The sequence below is a fragment of the Sutcliffiella halmapala genome (genome assembly GCF_050107295.1).
Taxonomy (GTDB): domain Bacteria; phylum Bacillota; class Bacilli; order Bacillales; family Bacillaceae_I; genus Sutcliffiella_A; species Sutcliffiella_A halmapala_A.
On sequence record NZ_JBNIKR010000006.1, the window covers coordinates 90,749 to 110,454 of the forward strand.

Genomic DNA, 19,706 nt, shown 5'->3' on the forward strand with positions numbered 1-19,706 from the left:
TTAAGTTATGAAGGTGAATCTATTGCAAAAAAAAGCATTGATTATTGGGGCAAGCGGGGATATTGGTAAAGCGATTGCTGTAAATCTTTTGGACGAAGGGTATTTTACCTATCTTCATTATAATCGGGATCGGCACGCGGTGGACGAATTGGGAAGGAAATTCGGGAGGGATCGACTTATGGCCATACAAGCCGATCTGGCAAGTACGGATGGAGCGGGTATTTTAAAACGTGAAATAGCCGACAAGCCCGATTGCATCATTTACAATGCCGGGACGGCCTTTTACGGACTTATGACAGATATAGATGAAGCGACAAAAATGAATATGATTCAACTTAACATAACATCGTTATATTCAACTATCCAGTTGTTCCTTCCTGATATGATCAGCAAAAAGGCAGGTAACATAGTCGTCATCTCTTCCATCTGGGGAGAAATTGGAGCATCATGTGAAGTTCTGTATTCCATGACCAAAGGCGCGCAAAATTCCTTTGTCATGGCATTGGCCAAGGAAGTTGGGTTGAGCGGAATCCGAGTTAATGCCATTGCTCCCGGTGCAGTAAATACAAAGATGCTACACCATTTTACTAAGGAGGATAAGGATGCTTTAGCAGAAGATATCCCGATTGGCAGACTGGCCCATCCTTCTGAAATCGCCGACTCTGTTTCTTTCCTGCTTTCAGATAAAGCTTCCTACATAACGGGACAAATTTTAGGCGTTAATGGAGGATGGAATTAAGAGTATGCATATTTTTTTCCCTGCAAGACATACTAACTCTTGAACATATGTGGAAGGAGGAGTTAATTATGTCAGTGTTGGATAATTGGGATCAATGGAAAGGGTTTTTAGGTGATCGTCTGAATCATGCAGAGCACGAAGGAATGGATCACGGTGCTATTTCACAGCTTGCATATGAAATCGGAGACTACCTTGCCCAAGAAGTGGAAGCAAAAAATCCACAGGAACGCGTATTGGCAGACTTATGGAAAGTGGCAAGCCCGGAAGAGCAGCATGCTATTGCTAACATGATGGTAAAGCTTGTTCAAAATGACGGTTCACACTAAGAGAGGCTAAATCCTCTCTTTTTTTTTGCACTTTTAGCGTACTTTGTTGAAAATAAAGAATTAATGAAATCCGTTTTGGCACTGCAAAGCTGGTTTCGCCCGAAAAATTGAATTTACGCACGATATCCAAGAATTTGCGCCCGAAAATCAAATTTTGCGCCCGAAAAGGAGCTGCTATCGCCCGAAAAACAATTTTTACGCCCGAATGCATTTTGAAAGATATATTTCAAATTTTTATTCATTATTAAGGAATTGCTTTCTAATTTACTTATTATTAGCTATTATAGAAGTTACAATGGTGAACGAAACGTTTTGATGGACGGGAGTGGTTTGATGGAGAAAAAAGAGTGGTATTTAGAATATCAGATACATATTAACAGGCCGGGCCTTCTTGGAGATATAGCGTCTTTACTCGGAATGCTCTCCATAAATATCGTAACGATTAATGGAGTGGATGACTCGAGACGAGGAATGCTTTTGTTAAGTGATACAAATGAGCAAATAGTCCGTCTTGAATCTATCCTGAATACAATGGATAATATAACAGTAACAAAGCTTCGAGAGCCAAAACTTCGTGATCGTCTGGCTGTTAGACATGGAAGATACATACAACGAGATGCAGACGACAAAAAAACTTTCCGTTTTGTAAGGGAAGACTTGGGCTTACTAGTTGACTTTTTAGCAGAGCTGTTCAAGCAGGAAGGGCATAAACTGATTGGAATCAGGGGGATGCCAAGGGTAGGGAAAACAGAATCCATCGTTGCCTCAAGTGTTTGTGCGAATAAACGGTGGTTATTTGTTTCAAGCACCCTGCTAAAACAAACGATTCGCAGTCAGTTGATTGAAGATGAATATAGTGAGGACAACCTCTTTATTATTGATGGAATTGTTTCTACGAAAAGAGCAAATGAAAAGCATTGGCAGCTGATACGGGAAATTATGAGATTATCTGCTGTGAAAGTGGTTGAACATCCTGATGTTTTCGTGCAAAATACAGAATATAAACTTGATGATTTTGACTATATTATTGAATTGAGAAATTCTGAGGATGAAGAAATAACTTATGAAGTTGTGCAATCTAATAATATGTTCGAAGATAATCCTTTTGGAGGCTTTGATTTTTAATAATGTTGGAAGGTGTTAGGTAGTGACAGAACTCGGAAACAGACTGAAGCAGGAACGTGAAGCAAAAAGGATGTCCCTTGAGGATCTACAAACGACAACAAAGATTCAAAAGAGATACTTGATAGGTGTGGAAGAAGGAAACTATTCCATTATGCCTGGCCAATTTTACGCCCGCGCATTCATCAAACAGTATGCAGAGGCGGTTGGACTCGATCCAGAAGAAATATTTGAAGAATTCAAAAATGATATACCTGTAAATGAGAAAGAGGATTTACCACAGCTTTCCCGTGTGAAAACGAGAAAACAAGTGCCTGCAAAAAGTACCAAGTCCTGGAAGTTCCTGCCTATTCTATTTACAATTTTAGCTATTGTAGCAATATGTGCCATCGTTTATACGGTCGTCATCAGCCTGGCAGGTGGAGAAGGAAACGATGCAGATCAAGCTGCACAGGATACGCAGCCTGCAGAAATAGATGCTCCGAATCAAGATGCCCAGCCTGAAGAAGAGGAAACGGCTCCGGTTGAGGAAGAGAAGGAGCCTGCTGAAGAAGAGAAACCGGCTGAAGAGGAAGCTCCGGCTAATGGAACATTAAAGGAGATAGAAAAAAGTGGTTCAAATGCTACCTTGGAATTGAGTGGTACAGATCAATTTCTTGTGGAACTAACATCTCCAGGTGAAACATGGATCGAAATCGATAATGAAAAAGGTAAAAATTTTTATTATGGTCTGGTGAAAAAAGCTGACAACGTCAAAGAAATTGATTTGTCAAAAGAAACAGAAGTTAGTTTTAAAGTAGGTAGAACTTTTGAGACAGATATAAAGATTAATGGAGAGCCATTCGTATTTCCATTTCCGACTGATCAGAAAACAACTCAGACATTCACTATTAAATTTGTACCAAATGGAGAACAATAAAGTCATCGGCATGATGGCTTTTTTTGTACACACTAATCTCATATGATTAGACAAACAACCCATATTTATGTATATTGGAAAAGCAATATTGAATGTTGGAGGAATGAAAGTGAACTTACCTAATAAAATTACCGTTTCAAGAATTGTATTAATTCCAGTATTCATGGTATTGATGCTTGCGCCTTTAGATTTAGGAGAATTGGCAATCGGACAAGAAACCATTCCCTATGCACATCTATTCGGAGCCCTCATATTTATCATCGCCTCCGTTACTGATTGGGTGGATGGTTATTATGCAAGAAAGCTTAACCTTGTGACCAATCTAGGGAAATTCCTGGATCCTTTAGCAGATAAGCTCCTGGTTTCTGCAGCATTAATAGCTCTTGTGGAACTTCAGATGGCTCCGGCCTGGATCGTCATCCTGATCATCAGCAGGGAGTTTGCAGTAACAGGTCTCCGTCTTGTGTTAGCAGGTGAAGGGGAAGTTGTCGCAGCAAACATGCTCGGGAAAATCAAAACATGGGCACAGATTATTGCAGTTTCAGCTTTATTATTACATAATATACCTTTTGAATTGATTTCCATACCTTTTGATACAATCGCGCTTTGGGTTGCGCTCATTTTTACCCTTGTTTCAGGGTGGGACTATTTCTATAAAAATAAAGATGCTATTCTTCGGTCAAAATAAAAGCTTCAGTTTGATAAAGGGGAGAAAAGTAAATGTTTAGGAGTGCAGAAATAATTGCTGTAGGTTCTGAGCTGCTTCTCGGGCAGATATGCAACACGAACGCTCAATTTCTTTCCAAGCAATTGGCAGAACTTGGAATCAATGTTTATTTTCATACTGTAGTCGGGGACAATCCTGATAGACTGACCACAGCTATACATACCGCAAAAAAGCGGGCCGATCTTCTCATATTCACTGGAGGACTTGGACCAACAAAGGACGACCTGACCAAGGAAACGATTTCGAAGGTTTTACAAAAGAATCTTGTAATGGACGATGAGGCATTAACGAATATTGAAGCCTATTATCAAAAGACAAAAAGATCGATGAGTGAGAACAATAAAAAGCAGGCTATTGTTCTAGAGGGTTCTACAGTGTTACCGAACGATTATGGAATGGCACCAGGCATGGCTCTTACCGGTCAGAATCACAGTTACATGCTGCTGCCTGGTCCTCCAAAAGAGCTACAGCCGATGTTCCTCAACTACGGAAGGGAATTTATCCTTTCCAAGCTTGGTGTGAAGGAACAGATAGTTTCAAAGGTTCTGCGCTTTTTTGGAATTGGGGAATCACAGCTTGAAACAGACATCGACGATTTGATTGAGCAACAGACAAATCCTACTATTGCGCCTTTGGCAGGCGACCACGAAGTTACCTTGCGATTGACGGCGAAGCACCAGTCGGAAGAAGAAGCGAATAGGTTGATCAGCGTTACGGAAAAACTTATTCAAGCCAGAGTGGGCGAGCACTTTTATGGTTACGACGAAGATACCATTTTTTCTGTCCTTTTCGGGAAAATACAGCATTCCCACTATACCCTGAGCAGTGCTGAGAGTTTGACAGGAGGACTGTTCTCTGAAAAGATGACTGCCTTTACCGGGGCCTCCGAGGTGATAGAGGGAGGTATCGTTTGCTATACCAACGATATTAAACATAAAGTATTAGGTGTATCCGGACAGACACTGGAACAGTATGGTGCTGTAAGTGAAGAGTGTGCGGCAGAAATGGCTGAACAGGTAAAAAGACTATTTAAGACGGATATCGGTGTTAGCTTCACCGGAGTTGCAGGACCGGGTATGATGGACGGGAAACCGGTAGGAACGGTATTTATAGGTTTGGCCCTTCCAGATGGCAGAACTGTGGTTCATCATATCAGGCTGGCAGGTGGAAGGGACTCCATCAGGCAAAGAACAGTGAAATATGGTTGTCATTTCCTGTTAAAGGAGTTATTCAAAAGCAGCAGCTGATATCCTCAGCTGCTTTTGTTTTATGGAAAAATGAAAACTGAAAAAAGTTTTTTGAATCGGCTCGCCCTTATAAAATGATCTATTAGCTATAAGGAAAATATCATTTTTGTTCTATTTTCAATAATAAAAAAACCGAATGGATGTTCGTTTTTTAGTTGCCAAACACACTGAAAAGAGGTATAGTTAGATTAGTTAATAGATATAGATTATCAAGTTTCATAGATATAAAGGAGGAAATTGAATGAGTGATCGTAAAGCGGCCTTAGATATGGCATTAAAACAAATAGAAAAGCAGTTCGGTAAAGGTTCCATCATGAAATTAGGGGAACAGGCGGAGCGTAAAATCTCCACGATGCCTAGTGGTTCCCTGGCATTGGATGTTGCATTGGGTGCCGGTGGATATCCGCGAGGAAGAGTAGTGGAAATCTATGGCCCGGAATCTTCAGGTAAAACAACAGTTGCACTCCATGCCATCGCTGAGGTTCAGCAACAGGGCGGACAAGCAGCATTTATCGATGCCGAGCATGCACTTGATCCTGTATATGCGCAAAAATTGGGTGTGAATATAGATGAATTGCTTTTATCACAGCCGGATACTGGCGAACAGGCCCTTGAAATAGCAGAGGCACTTGTTAGAAGTGGTGCTGTTGATATCATTGTAGTCGATTCTGTTGCAGCGCTAGTTCCAAAAGCGGAAATTGAAGGAGAAATGGGAGACTCCCATGTTGGTCTTCAGGCCCGTCTTATGTCCCAAGCACTTCGTAAGCTTTCCGGTGCAATCAATAAATCCAAGACCATTGCGATCTTCATCAACCAGATTCGTGAAAAAGTCGGTGTCATGTTCGGTAACCCTGAGACTACACCAGGTGGGCGTGCGCTTAAATTCTATTCTTCCGTGCGTCTAGAGGTTCGTCGTGCCGAGCAGTTGAAGCAAGGTCATGACATTGTCGGAAATAAAACGAAAATTAAAGTAGTGAAAAATAAAATTGCCCCTCCATTCAAGGTAGCGGAAGTGGATATCATGTATGGAGAAGGGATCTCCAGAGAGGGAGAGGTCATTGACATGGGCTCTGACCTGGATATCGTACAAAAAAGCGGATCTTGGTATTCCTATAATGAGGAGAGATTAGGCCAAGGTCGTGAGAATGCCAAGCAGTTCCTGAAGGAAAACAAGGAAGTGCGACAAGAAATCTATCAACTAATCCGTGATCACCATGGTCTTGATAAAGAATTGACAGCTCCTCCGGAGGAAAATGACCAAGAGGAACTTCTCGATTTTTAATTTACGATTTAGTTAAGTCAAGTGCTTGTATCGATTTTTCTGGCACAGTACCTGTTTGCACAGTGGTACTGTGCCTCAGAAGGGTCGGTCAGGCACTTTTTTTGTGGGCCGAAAACCATGCTGTTATACCTATTTTGAATGATTGAAATAGGATTAGTTTACCAAAAAGGTAAAATGCTTGATAGGACAGGCTTGACAATAAATTTTCACAGATTTACAATTAGTATGTATAATTTACATTTTGTTAGAATTTTAGAGCTATAAAAAAGCTAAAAAAGCCTTTGAGCTGTATGTTGACACACATTGTAACAATGTACATGCCGACAATGAAATCTAGCAAGAAAAAAGTTCATAGCAAGAGGAGGTGTAATAATGGAAACTGTAACAATCATCTCCGCTTTGCTTGCCTTATTCGTCGGTGTAGTTGTTGGCTTTTATGTTCGTAAATCTATTGCTGAGCAAAAGATTTTAGGCGCTAAGAGTGCAGCTGAACAGATTGTAGAAGAATCGAAACGTGAAGCTGAATCACTTAAGAAAGAAGCACTATTAGAAGCTAAGGACGAAATTCACAAACTTCGCACAGAAGCTGAACGTGAAATTCGTGACCGTAGAAACGAACTGCAAAAACAAGAAAATCGTTTAATGCAAAAAGAAGAGAATCTAGATCGAAAAGATGAATCGCTTGATAAACGTGAAGTAGCTTTGGAAAGGCGTGAAGATTCTTTAAACGATAGACAACAGCATATTGAAGAATTAGAAAGCAAAGTGGATCAATTAGTGCGTAAACAGCAGGAAGAGCTTGAACGCATTTCGGCTTTGACACGAGATGAGGCTAAAAACATCATCATTGACCGTGTTGAAAACGAATTATCCCATGATATTGCTCTGATGGTGAAAGAAAGCGAAAACAGAGCAAAAGAAGATGCGGATAAGAAAGCAAGAGAAATTCTTTCTTTAGCTGTCCAACGTTGCGCAGCGGATCATGTTGCAGAAACGACAGTATCCGTTGTTAACTTACCTAATGATGAGATGAAAGGTCGAATCATTGGTCGTGAAGGACGTAATATCCGTACTCTTGAAACATTGACTGGAATCGACTTGATCATCGATGACACACCAGAAGCTGTAATATTATCTGGTTTTGATCCGATCCGTCGTGAAACAGCACGTATTGCTCTTGATAAGCTAGTACAGGATGGGCGTATCCACCCTGCGCGTATTGAAGAAATGGTTGAAAAATCAAGACGTGAAGTGGATGAATACATCCGTGAAATGGGTGAGCAGACTACATTTGAAGTCGGCGTCCATGGATTACACCCTGATTTGATTAAAATCCTGGGTCGATTGAAATTCCGTACAAGTTATGGACAGAACGTTCTGAAACATTCGATGGAAGTGGCCTTTTTATCCGGTCTGATGGCAGCTGAGCTTGGCGAGGATGAAACATTGGCTCGTCGTGCAGGATTGCTACATGATATCGGAAAAGCGGTTGACCATGAAGTCGAAGGTAGTCACGTGGAAATCGGCGTAGAATTAGCTACGAAGTATAAGGAGCATCCTGTTGTTATCAACAGTATCGCTTCCCACCACGGAGATACGGAACCGACTTCCATCATTGCGGTACTAGTGGCAGCAGCCGATGCTTTATCAGCTGCAAGACCGGGAGCACGCAGTGAAACGCTTGAAAACTATATCCGTCGTTTAGAGAAACTGGAAGAAATTTCAGAATCCTACGAAGGTGTAGAGAAATCATTTGCTATCCAAGCAGGTCGTGAAGTGCGTATCATGGTTAAACCTGATACGATCGATGATCTTGAAGCACATCGTCTTGCAAGAGACATCAGAAAACGCATTGAAGAAGAACTGGATTATCCAGGACATATCAAGGTAACGGTGATTCGTGAAACAAGAGCCGTAGAATATGCAAAATAAAGTGGTGCTTGCACCACTTTTTTTGTTTGTCTTTAAAGTGGTTTGCCTATCAACGAAAGGTATGGGAAACTATTACTAACAAGATATTTAGAAGGGAATCGATTAATCTTGAGAATTTTATTTGTCGGAGACGTTGTAGGTTCTCCCGGTAGAGATATGGTCAAAGAATATTTGCCAAAATTAAAAAGTAAATTCCAACCTGCGGTCACCATTGTCAATGGCGAGAATGCAGCAGGAGGAAAAGGAATCACAGAAAAAATCTATCAAGGATTTTTATCTGCCGGAGCCAATCTGGTGACGCTCGGAAATCATACGTGGGATAACCGTGAGATTTTTGAGTTTATAGAGAGTGCGAAGTTTATGATACGCCCTGCTAATTTTCCAAGTGAGACACCAGGGAAGGGCATCGCTTATATCCCTTTTCACGGGAAAGAGCTTGCCGTAATCAATTTACAAGGAAGAACTTTCTTGCCTCCAATTGACTGTCCATTCAAAAAAGCTGATGAGCTAGTAGAGGAAGCGAGAAAGCGGACGCCATTTATATTTGTCGACTTTCACGCAGAAGCGACTAGTGAAAAGCAGGCGATTGCCTGGTATTTGGATGGGCGCGTCACAGGGGTCGTTGGGACGCATACGCATGTGCAGACAAACGACTATCGGGTATTGCCTGAAGGAACTGCTTATATTACCGATGTAGGAATGACAGGACCCTATGACGGCATATTAGGCGTGGAGCGGGATGCAGTACTGAAAAGGTTTATGACGTCCCTTCCAGTTCGTTTTGAGGTGACGGAAGGAAGAACGCAGCTTAATGCTGTCATCCTTGATGTAGATATGAAAACAGGTAAGGCGAAGTCCATCAAACCACTGATCATTAACGAGGACCATCCGTTTTTTGATTGACTACTTGTTTTTTGAATATTAAGACATCTATAGTGATACAAGTTGGAATACATCTGGCTTCTCCCGAATATAGTAGGAATGAAATTATTAACAATTCATTCATCTATGGATCTTTCACCATATACTGTAAATGTTAAGGAGGAGCTAGAAATGGAAATATTAAAGGTTTCAGCCAAATCTAACCCAAATTCGGTAGCAGGGGCTTTAGCAGGAGTTTTAAGGGAACGAGGGAATGCAGAAATACAGGCAATCGGGGCTGGGGCACTGAACCAAGCTGTAAAAGCTGTAGCGATTGCCAGAGGCTTTGTCGCTCCTAGTGGGGTGGACTTGATATGTATTCCTGCTTTTACCGATATATTAATTGACGGTGAGGAACGAACTGCAATAAAATTAATTGTAGAACCAAGATAGAAAAAATCAGAAGAATATTAAAAAGAAAGCCTGTTTGCAATTAAATGCAGACGGGTTTGTTTTTTATTAGTAACTCAAAAATAACTGTAAAAAGGTGGGAGAATCGAATGCGGATTTTTGATGCTCATTGTGATACCGTATTCAGAATGTGGGAAGAACCTCATCTATCCTTCAAAGATAGTACAGACCTTCATGTTACATGGGATGGTCTAAAGAAAGCGGATGCAAGCGTACAATGTTTTGCTATTTACATACCGGAAATTGTAAGAGCGGAGTCCAAGTTCGATGTAGCATTGGAAATGATCGATATTTTTTATAGAGATATCCTGCAGCGATTTCCAAAAATGAAGCTTGTTACCTCAAAAAGGGATATGCTGCATTTAAAGGAAGATGAGGTAGGGGCCATTCTGACATTGGAGGGCTGTGATGCGATTGGCAACAGCTTGGAACGATTAAGGACTCTATTCCGATTAGGAGTTTCTTCTGTTGGTCTGACATGGAATTATGCCAACGCAGTTGCGGATGGAATTCTCGAGGAGAGAGGGGCAGGACTGTCATCGTTCGGTAAGCAGGTAGTTTTGGAGAACAACGACCACTTTATCTGGACGGACGTTTCCCATTTATCCGAAAAAGGATTCTGGGAAGTGCTGGATATAGGTCGATATGTGATTGCATCCCACTCTAACTGTAAAAATATCTGTCCAAATCCAAGGAATTTGACAGATGAACAAATAAAAGCGCTGATTGAAAAAGATGCTGCCTTAGGCGTAACCTTTGTGCCACAATTCCTCTCCAATAATCCCGAATGCAATATTTCCGATGTAATCCGTCATATAGATCATATTTGTTCTCTTGGCGGTATCGATCATATAGGTTTCGGATCGGATTTTGACGGTATCACCAAAACAGTCAGTGGATTATCCAGATACGAAGATTACGCAAGTCTGGTGAATACGTTATTAAAATACTATTCTAATACAGAGGTGGAAGGTTTTCTTTATGGGAATTTCTTTAAAAGATTCCCTAAATGATTAGTAATAATCAGCGATGTATACGTTTTCATATTTTACTAATAAAATTTTCAAATTTTTTGAAAGAAATTGAATCAAACGCTTGTATTTTTAAAAAAATAGGTCTACAATGAAAGCGTTTAGTACATATTTTACCTGATTTTATAGTAGTTTCTATTCCATATTTCCTTATTTGGCTTTGTTTAACTAGAGAGTTGATTTTATGGATACTAGCAGTTGATTGGAGCAATAAGCGAAGACTCCTCCGGGAGGAACCGTTTAGTGGAGACCCCACAGGCGAAGCCGAGGAGGCTCTCGCAAGCCCCTTGGGTCGCTGCGCCTAGTGCGGAAATCAACTGCGGTGTTTAACGGAGTCTTTTAATTAAGTAATGCAATGGGAATAGTGTTACAATTGAATACGTATGATAAATTCTGACAATGAAGGTAATTAAAGGGGTGTAAGGCACATGATCAATCAACTTTCATGGAAAGTTGGAGGGCAACAAGGAGAAGGTATCGAAAGTACTGGTGAAATTTTCTCCATCGCATTAAATCGTTTAGGATATTATTTATATGGCTATCGCCATTTCTCTTCTCGTATTAAAGGTGGACATACTAACAATAAAATCCGCGTTAGTACAACACAGGTTCGTTCCATTTCTGATGATCTTGATATATTAGTAGCATTTGACCAAGAAACAATTGATGTGAACTACCATGAATTACGCCAAGGCGGAGTGGTTATCGCCGATGCGAAATTCAAGCCAAGCATTCCTGAAGATGGAAAAGCAACATTGTATGCTGTACCATTCACAGAAATCGCTACAGAACTTGGTACTTCTTTAATGAAGAACATGGTTGCAGTCGGGGCATCAAGCGCCATTCTTGATTTGGATGCAGAGTCCTTCCGTGAAGTGGTACAGGAGATTTTCGGAAGAAAAGGCGAATCCATTGTGGAAAAGAACATGGAAGCAATCCGTGCGGGTGTTGCATTTGTGAAGGAACAAGCAGAAAATGTCCAGACCATGCAGTTGGAAAAAGCCGATGGCAAAAAGCGCCTGTTCATGATCGGAAATGATGCAATCGCAATGGGTGCTGTTGCAGCGGGTTCACGTTTTATGCCTGCTTATCCTATCACTCCGGCATCCGAGATTATGGAATACCTGATTAAAAAGCTCCCTAAGTTCGGTGGAACTGTTATCCAGACAGAAGACGAAATTGCTGCATGTACAATGGCAATAGGTGCTAACTACGCTGGGGTACGTACGTTGACAGCCTCTGCAGGTCCTGGTCTGTCCTTGATGATGGAAGCGATCGGTCTTTCCGGTATGACGGAAACTCCGCTTGTTGTCGTGGACACGCAGCGTGGTGGACCAAGTACAGGTCTTCCGACTAAAATCGAGCAATCTGATCTTATGGCCATGATCTATGGCACACATGGTGAAATCCCTAAGGTTGTTATGGCTCCAAGTACAGTGCAGGAAGCATTCTACGACACAGTGGAAGCGTTCAATATTGCGGAAGAATATCAAGTGCCGGTTATTCTATTGACAGACCTGCAATTATCATTGGGCAAGCAGTCAGTTGAGCCTCTTGCATTTGATAAGGTAGAAATCCGCCGCGGTAAACTGGATATAAATGCAGAAATTCCGGATACTGATGACAAGAGCTACTTTAAGCGCTATGAAGTTACAGAAGACGGGGTATCTCCACGTGTGATCCCTGGTATGAAAAACGGCATTCACCATGTAACAGGTGTTGAGCACGAAGAAACAGGTAAACCATCAGAGGTTGCGGCTAACCGTCAAGCTCAAATGGACAAGCGTCTTCGTAAATTGAACAACTTGAAGTTCAACAACCCTGTTCATGTTAATGCGAAGCATGAAGATCCGGATGTATTGCTTGTAGGATTCAACTCTACCAGAGGGACAATCGAAGAAGCAATGGAACGTCTTGAATTAGAAGGCATCAAAGCAAACCATGCGCAAATCCGACTGATTCACCCATTCCCGACAGAGGAAGTTATGCCATTGGTTAAAGCGGCGAAAAAAGTCATTGTTGTGGAATACAACGCTACAGGTCAGTTGGCCAGCATCCTGAAAATGAATGTAGGTCATGCTGAAAAAATCCGTAGCCTCTTGAAGTACGATGGAGATCCATTCCTACCGAAAGAAATCCACACAAAATGCAAGGAGCTGTTATAAGATGGCAACGTTTAAAGACTTTCGAAATAATGTAAAACCTAACTGGTGCCCAGGCTGTGGAGATTTTTCTGTGCAGGCTGCCATCCAACGTGCTGCTGCTAACGTTGGACTTGAGCCAGAAAACCTTGCTGTAGTATCAGGTATCGGCTGTTCCGGTCGTATTTCCGGCTACATCAATTCATATGGTTTCCACGGGATCCATGGTCGTTCCCTTCCGATTGCACAAGGTGTGAAAATGGCCAACAAAGATTTGACTGTCATCGCATCAGGTGGAGATGGAGATGGATTTGCCATCGGACTTGGACATACCATCCATGCAATTCGCCGTAATATTGATGTTACTTACATTGTAATGGACAACCAAATTTACGGATTGACTAAAGGTCAAACTTCCCCTCGAAGTGAAGTAGGTTTCAAAACGAAATCCACTCCACAAGGGTCAATCGAGTCCTCTTTATCTGTAATGGAAATGGCATTGACTGCCGGTGCAACATTTGTTGCCCAAAGTTTTTCTACAGACCTGAAGGATTTAACTTCTTTGATCGAACAGGGTATCAAACATAAAGGATTCTCCCTGATCAACGTATTCAGTCCATGTGTTACCTATAACAAGGTCAATACGTATGATTGGTTCAAAGAGAATCTGACTAAACTGAGCGATATCGAAGGCTATGATGCACACAGTAAAGTAACTGCTATGCAAACACTTATGGAGCACAATGGTCTGGTTACAGGTCTTATCTATCAGAACAAAGAGCAGAAATCCTATCAGGAATTGGTGCACAACTACAGTGAAGAGCCACTGGCAAAAGCCGATCTTCAACTTGATGAAGCGCAGTTCAATGAGCTAGTAAAAGAATTCATGTAATACAATCAAAAGGCCCTGGACAATCGTCCGGGCTCTTTTTTGTTTTTATAGTAAAGCAAAATAGAATGAATGTTTCTTCGTTGTTAATGTATTGAAGTATTTGAAGCAAATTTTATATTCTGCTCGCCCCCTGTTGGTTGGAGCGCAAGGGGTGAGACTCCTGCGGAAGCAGCGTGTTGAGGGAGACCCCGCAGGCGCAAAAGCGCCGAGGAGGCTCCCGAGGCCGCCCGCGGAAAGCGAACCCCTGGAGCGGAAACCAACAGTGGTGTTCAGAGCTATTGTCCAAGTCTTGTCTTTTTAAGTAAAATGAAAGCGCTTAACTAAAAACTTAAAAAATTTCTCATGATTTTTCCCAACATAATCACTTGTACACGTCCAGTGGACACTACTGTTTACTCAAAACTTCATAGATGATACACTGTTAGTAGAAATCAAGAATTATAGTCTTATTTATTGAGGGAGTGTTCTCTGTGAATGGAAAAATGAAAGCAATCGTGAAGCATCATCGTGGATATGGTGCCGAACTACAGATGGTTGATATACCACAAATCAAAGAAGATGAAGTACTGATAAAAGTGAAAGCGACATCTATCTGCGGGACAGATGTTCATATATATACATGGGATGAATGGTCCGAGAGCCGAGTGAATCCTCCATATGTATTTGGTCATGAATTTGCTGGCGAAATCGTAGAGGTTGGTAGCAAAGTGACAAATGTTGTATTGGGAGACCAGGTTTCCGCGGAAACACATATTGTATGTTATGAGTGTCCACAATGTTTAACTGGGGATTACCATATTTGTAAGAACACGAAAATCATCGGGGTGGATACGCATGGCTGTTTTGCTGAGTATGTAGCACTTCCGGCGGTTAATGTGTGGAAAAATCCGAAAGATATGCCATACGATGTTGCTTCTGTTCAGGAGCCGATGGGGAACGCTGTTCACACCGTCCTTGCCGGTGATGTCGCAGGGAAAACGGTAGCGGTAATCGGATGTGGCCCTATCGGAATCATGGCAGTGGGAGTAGCAAAAGCTGCCGGAGCTTCTCAGGTCATCGCAATCGACCTGAATGAATATCGTTTGGACCTTGCAACTAAAATGGGAGCAACAACTGTCATCAATGCAAAAGAGAATAATCCGGTTGATCTTGTAATGGAACTGACTGATGGTAATGGTGTGGATGTCATTTGTGAAATGTCCGGTCATCCAATAGCTATGAACCAAGGATTCAAAATGGTCACAAACGGTGGCCGAGTTTCCATTCTTAGCTTACCAGTCCGTCCTGTGGAGCTTGATATTACCAATGATATCGTGTTTAAAGGTGTGACGGTCCAAGGCATTACCGGCCGGAAAATGTATACAACATGGCAGCAGGTTTCAAGACTTCTTAAATCGGGTCAAGTAGACGTAAAACCTATGATTACACATCATTTCCCACTCGAGGACTTTGAAAAAGGCTTTGATTTAATGATTTCAGGTCAATGTGGTAAAGTAGTGTTACAACCTTAATATTAATGTAAAAAAGTGAACATCTATTTTCAGGAGGGGTTTTAATGAAAGGGTTTGAATACCTGCAGGAAGAATTAGATCAAATGAAGGAACAGGGTACATTTAGAAAACTTGTTCCTCTAGAATCCGATCAAGGATCCAAAGTGGTAATCAATGGGAAGGAAGTTATTCAATTGTCTTCCAACAACTACTTGGGACTTACCTCTCATCCGCGCCTTAGAAAAGCTGCGCTTGAAGCAGTTGAAAAGTATGGGGCAGGAACAGGTTCCGTCCGTACTATCGCGGGAACTTTCACCATGCATGAAGAACTTGAGGAAAAGCTGGCAAAGTTTAAACACACAGAGGCAGCTCTCGTATTCCAGTCTGGTTTTACAACCAACCAGGGCGTCTTGTCCGCCATTCTGTCACCTGAGGATGTTGTTATCTCAGATGCACTGAACCATGCATCCATCATTGACGGTATCCGTCTGACAAAGTCAGCTCGTAAAGTATACAAGCATGTTGATATGGAAGACTTGGAGCGTGCACTGAAGGAATCAGCGGACTTCCGTAAACGCCTCATCGTAACGGATGGCGTATTCTCCATGGATGGCAACATTGCTCCGCTGGATAAAATTGTCGAGCTTGCAGAAAAGTATGATGCACTTGTCATGGTTGATGATGCCCATGCGTCCGGAGTACTTGGTGAAAATGGCCGCGGCACAGTGAATCATTTCGGTTTGGACGGAAGAGTTCATATTCAAGTAGGGACATTGAGTAAAGCTGTTGGTGTACTTGGAGGATATGTAGCGAGTACGCGTTCTTTGATCGACTATCTAATCCATAAAGGCAGACCATTCCTATTCAGTACATCCCATCCGCCTGCAGTTACGGCTGCATGTGATGAGGCAATCCAGGTTCTTTTGGAAGAACCGGAACTGATTGAAAAGCTATGGGACAATGCGAAGTTTTTCAAAGATGGATTAGCTAAGCTGGGCTTCAATACTGGAAACAGCCAAACACCAGTAACACCGGTGATTGTTGGAGATGAAGCGTTATCTCACAAATTTTCCGATAAACTATTGGAGTACGGCGTTTTCGCTCAAGGTATCGCATTCCCGACAGTTGCAAAAGGTTTGGCGCGTGTCCGTACCATCGTTACTGCACAGCACACAAAAGAAGAACTACAAGAGGCTTTGGATATTTTTGAAAAGGCCGGCAAAGAGCTTGGGATTATTTCATAAAAAACAACAAGAGAAGAGACACCACTATCTGAGTGTCTCTTCTTTTATGTAGCCTGTACGTTCCAAAGGTGAAAAGATAGATTTAAAGGTGAATTTTACACTTTAGTAAGACTTATAATTCCTTAGGTTTCCCCTGTTGATTGGAGTGCAAGGGGTGAGACTCCTGCGGGAGCAGCGTGTCAAGGGAGACCCCGCAGGCGCTTAAGCGCCGAGGAGGCTCCCGAGGCCGCCCGCGGAAAGCGAACCCCTGGAACGGAAATCAACAGGGTGTTTAATGTGGACAACTTTTCTTAAACAATAATCTTTAAGAAAAGTTCCTTTATGTATGAATATGAACATTTTCCTACAGCTTAGGTATTTATATTGTTTAGAACTGGATAAAATTATATACTATGTTAATGTGTAGAGTTTTAGAGACTCTATGGGAAGGAGTCATCTTAATGAATGAAAAGCAAAGAGTAGAATCACAGCAAGTGGTCGCTGGAAATCCATCGGACAAAAAATCCGCTAAAGATTTCAGCAAGTACTTTGAAAGCGTGTATGTTCCTCCATCCTTGAAGGATGCAAAAAAGCGCGGAAAAGAAGAAGTGAACTATCATAATGACTTTCATATTTCAGAAGAATTTCAAGGATTGGGTAATGGTAAGAAATTCTATATTCGCACATATGGCTGTCAAATGAACGAGCATGACACTGAAGTAATGGCTGGTATTTTTCTCGGTTTGGGCTATGCACCTACAGATACAGTAAATGATGCGGATGTCATCCTATTGAATACCTGTGCAATCAGGGAAAATGCCGAAAATAAGGTGTTCGGTGAATTGGGACATTTAAAAACCTTGAAAAAACACCGTCCAAACCTCCTGATCGGTGTTTGCGGCTGTATGTCCCAAGAGGAATCAGTAGTTAATAAGATTCTGAAAACCTACAATCAGGTGGATATGATTTTTGGTACACATAACATCCACCGTCTTCCTAACATACTTAAAGAGGCTTACATGTCAAAAGAGATGGTTCTTGAGGTATGGTCCAAAGAGGGCGATGTGATCGAGAACCTTCCTAAGGTCCGTAAAGGTGAGATCAAAGCCTGGGTAAATATCATGTACGGCTGTGATAAATTCTGTACGTATTGCATTGTGCCTTACACTCGCGGGAAAGAACGCAGCCGCCGCCCTGAGGATATCATTCAGGAAGTTCGTCATCTTGCAGCACAAGGCTATCAGGAAATCACCCTTCTCGGTCAAAATGTTAATGCGTATGGAAAAGACTTTGAGGATATGACTTATGGACTTGGAGATCTAATGGACGAAATAAGAAAGATAGATATACCAAGAATCCGCTTTACAACCAGTCATCCAAGGGATTTCGACGATAGATTGATTGAGGTTCTGGCAAAAGGCGGAAACCTGCTTGATCATATTCATCTTCCAGTACAATCGGGCAGCTCCGAGGTGTTGAAGATGATGGCACGAAAGTATGACAGAGAGCGCTACCTGGAGCTTGTTGCCAAAATCAAAACAGCAATGCCCAACGCTTCCCTGACTACTGATATTATCGTAGGATTTCCAAATGAAACGGAGGAGCAGTTTGAAGAAACACTTTCCCTATATCGTGAAGTGGAATTTGATACTGCGTATACATTCATTTATTCCCCACGTGAAGGAACTCCTGCTGCCAAGATGGTGGACAATGTTCCGTTGGAAGTGAAAAAAGAGCGTCTTCAGCGCTTGAATGCCCTTGTAAATGAAACCTCGGCGAAAAAGCTGAAAGAGTATGAAGGGCAAGTGGTGGAGGTACTTGTAGAAGGGGAAAGCAAGAAGAACCCTGATGTATTGGCCGGCTATACAGAAAAAAGCAAATTGGTTAACTTCAGAGGACCAAAATCCGTTATCGGAAAGTTGATAAAAGTGAAGATAACAAAAGCAAAAACCTGGACACTTGATGGTGAACTGGTAGAAGAAGCACTGGAGGTATAAGGAATATGGCTAAGTATACAAAAACGGACATCGTTGAAAGAGCAAAAGAATTGGCACAAATGATCGCGGAGACAGAAGAAGTGGATTACTTCAAACGTGCAGAAGCACAGATCAATGAAAACCAAAAAATCAAAGAAATGGTTGCAAGTGTGAAGAGCCTGCAAAAACAAGCGGTGAATTTCCAACACTACGGCAAGCAGGAAGCACTTAAGAAAACAGAAGAAAAGCTGGATAATCTGTTAAAAGAATTGGATGAGATTCCGATTGTTCAAGAATTCAAAAACTCCCAGCAAAGTGTGAACGACCTATTGCAATTAGTTTCATCTGCCATTTCCAATAAGGTGACAGACGAAATCGTCGTTTCAACCGGGGGCGATATTCTACGTGGGGAAACTGGCTCCTATGTAAAAAACAGCCACGGCGGTTCTTGCAGTTAATCGAAGAGCACCAGACCCGTATAGAGAAGCAGTAAGGATAAGAGTCTAATCCTTGCTGCTTCTTTTTGGTTTTTAATTCGTTATAGCCAACTGTTCCTTTGCCCTAGTAAAGTGGATTCGTAATATACATACTTTTGAGCGCACTCCTCCTCTTGAAAAAATCATAAAAAATAGGCACATATCTCGGAAAGCTTGCATACAATGAACTATACGTTAATGTGTTAGAAATTATAGGTTACGTTTTTTAATGCCATTAAAGCACAATAGTCATTTAACCCGCATAGGATGAAATGAAGATTGTCATGAGGAGGGTGTATGCTCGAATGTCTGAATACAGAGAAATTATCACAAGAGCAGTTACCGGTAAAGGTAGAAAGTTTACGCAGTCTAAACATACGATTAGTCCCTCGCATCGTCCTACTAGTATTTTAGGATGCTGGGTCATTAACCATAAGTATGATGCGAAGAAAGTGGACGACACAGTAGAAGTGGCAGGGCATTATGATATCAACTGTTGGTTTTCCCATAGTGACAACACGAAAACGCAGGTTGTCACGGAAACTGTCTCCTATACGGATGTGGTGAAGCTCCGCTACAAGGATGACAACAGTATAGGCGATGAGCACGAAGTAGTAGCGCGCGTACTGCAGCAGCCTAACTGCCTGGAGGCGAGCATTTCCGAGAATGGTGGAAAAGTGGAAGTGCAGGTGGAAAGAGAATTCCTTGCTGAAATAATCGGAGAAACAAAAGTGGTTGTGGAGGTACATCCTGAAACTTCTACTGATGATTCGGACTGGGATGTAGAAGACGAGGATTTCGAAGATCTGAATCCTGACTTTATTGTTGACGGATACGAAGAATAAGAAGAT

18 protein-coding genes are annotated in these 19,706 nt (G+C 41.8%); all 18 read left to right on the top strand.

Annotated elements, in window-relative coordinates; translation table 11 throughout:
* Positions 1-22: 22 nt before the first annotated feature.
* Positions 23-739, top strand: coding sequence for an elongation factor P 5-aminopentanone reductase (ymfI, locus tag ACQCT5_RS11515; RefSeq protein WP_499641977.1), 717 nt, complete (start codon positions 23-25; stop codon positions 737-739).
* 68 nt (positions 740-807) lie between these two features.
* Positions 808-1,065 (top strand): DUF3243 domain-containing protein, encoded by a 258-nt coding sequence (locus ACQCT5_RS11520; RefSeq protein WP_386637400.1) that lies wholly within the window; start codon positions 808-810, stop codon positions 1,063-1,065.
* A gap of 333 nt (positions 1,066-1,398) precedes the next feature.
* On the top strand, positions 1,399-2,190 hold the full coding sequence (locus tag ACQCT5_RS11525) for a DUF3388 domain-containing protein (protein WP_386637398.1): 792 nt from the start codon (positions 1,399-1,401) through the stop codon (positions 2,188-2,190).
* Between the two features lie 22 nt (positions 2,191-2,212).
* Entirely contained in the window at positions 2,213-3,106 is an 894-nt protein-coding gene (locus ACQCT5_RS11530; protein ID WP_499641980.1) for a helix-turn-helix domain-containing protein, read from the top strand.
* A gap of 103 nt (positions 3,107-3,209) precedes the next feature.
* Complete coding sequence (gene pgsA, locus ACQCT5_RS11535; RefSeq protein ID WP_499641982.1) at positions 3,210-3,794, top strand: CDP-diacylglycerol--glycerol-3-phosphate 3-phosphatidyltransferase; 585 nt, start codon at positions 3,210-3,212, stop codon at positions 3,792-3,794.
* Between the two features lie 32 nt (positions 3,795-3,826).
* A complete protein-coding gene (locus ACQCT5_RS11540; RefSeq protein ID WP_499641984.1) occupies positions 3,827-5,080 on the top strand; it encodes a competence/damage-inducible protein A in 1,254 nt (417 codons plus the stop codon).
* Positions 5,081-5,321: 241 nt separating this feature from the next.
* Positions 5,322-6,362 (top strand): recombinase RecA, encoded by a 1,041-nt coding sequence (recA, locus tag ACQCT5_RS11545; protein ID WP_499641986.1) that lies wholly within the window; start codon positions 5,322-5,324, stop codon positions 6,360-6,362.
* 372 nt (positions 6,363-6,734) lie between these two features.
* Positions 6,735-8,294: a ribonuclease Y gene (gene rny, locus ACQCT5_RS11550; RefSeq protein ID WP_239582705.1), complete on the top strand. Its 1,560-nt coding sequence runs from the start codon at positions 6,735-6,737 to the stop codon at positions 8,292-8,294.
* Between the two features lie 108 nt (positions 8,295-8,402).
* On the top strand, positions 8,403-9,197 hold the full coding sequence (locus ACQCT5_RS11555) for a TIGR00282 family metallophosphoesterase (RefSeq protein WP_499641988.1): 795 nt from the start codon (positions 8,403-8,405) through the stop codon (positions 9,195-9,197).
* A gap of 150 nt (positions 9,198-9,347) precedes the next feature.
* Positions 9,348-9,608, top strand: coding sequence for a stage V sporulation protein SpoVS (gene spoVS, locus ACQCT5_RS11560; RefSeq protein ID WP_009330666.1), 261 nt, complete (start codon positions 9,348-9,350; stop codon positions 9,606-9,608).
* A 44-nt stretch (positions 9,609-9,652) separates the two neighbouring features.
* A complete protein-coding gene (locus ACQCT5_RS11565) occupies positions 9,653-10,639 on the top strand; it encodes a dipeptidase (RefSeq protein WP_499641992.1) in 987 nt (328 codons plus the stop codon).
* A gap of 446 nt (positions 10,640-11,085) precedes the next feature.
* A complete protein-coding gene (locus ACQCT5_RS11570) occupies positions 11,086-12,822 on the top strand; it encodes a 2-oxoacid:acceptor oxidoreductase subunit alpha (RefSeq protein WP_417900501.1) in 1,737 nt (578 codons plus the stop codon).
* A 1-nt stretch (position 12,823) separates the two neighbouring features.
* Positions 12,824-13,690, top strand: a complete 867-nt coding sequence (locus ACQCT5_RS11575; RefSeq protein WP_499641994.1) for a 2-oxoacid:ferredoxin oxidoreductase subunit beta — start codon at positions 12,824-12,826, stop codon at positions 13,688-13,690.
* 470 nt (positions 13,691-14,160) lie between these two features.
* Positions 14,161-15,201, top strand: a complete 1,041-nt coding sequence (tdh, locus tag ACQCT5_RS11580; RefSeq protein WP_499641996.1) for an L-threonine 3-dehydrogenase — start codon at positions 14,161-14,163, stop codon at positions 15,199-15,201.
* A gap of 44 nt (positions 15,202-15,245) precedes the next feature.
* Positions 15,246-16,424, top strand: a complete 1,179-nt coding sequence (locus ACQCT5_RS11585; protein WP_499641999.1) for a glycine C-acetyltransferase — start codon at positions 15,246-15,248, stop codon at positions 16,422-16,424.
* A gap of 440 nt (positions 16,425-16,864) precedes the next feature.
* Entirely contained in the window at positions 16,865-18,400 is a 1,536-nt protein-coding gene (gene miaB / locus ACQCT5_RS11590) for a tRNA (N6-isopentenyl adenosine(37)-C2)-methylthiotransferase MiaB (protein ID WP_499642002.1), read from the top strand.
* A 5-nt stretch (positions 18,401-18,405) separates the two neighbouring features.
* Positions 18,406-18,837, top strand: a complete 432-nt coding sequence (locus ACQCT5_RS11595; RefSeq protein WP_499642004.1) for a YlbF/YmcA family competence regulator — start codon at positions 18,406-18,408, stop codon at positions 18,835-18,837.
* Positions 18,838-19,160: 323 nt separating this feature from the next.
* Complete coding sequence (locus ACQCT5_RS11600) at positions 19,161-19,700, top strand: outer spore coat protein CotE (protein ID WP_386637371.1); 540 nt, start codon at positions 19,161-19,163, stop codon at positions 19,698-19,700.
* The last annotated feature ends 6 nt before the right edge of the window (positions 19,701-19,706 follow it).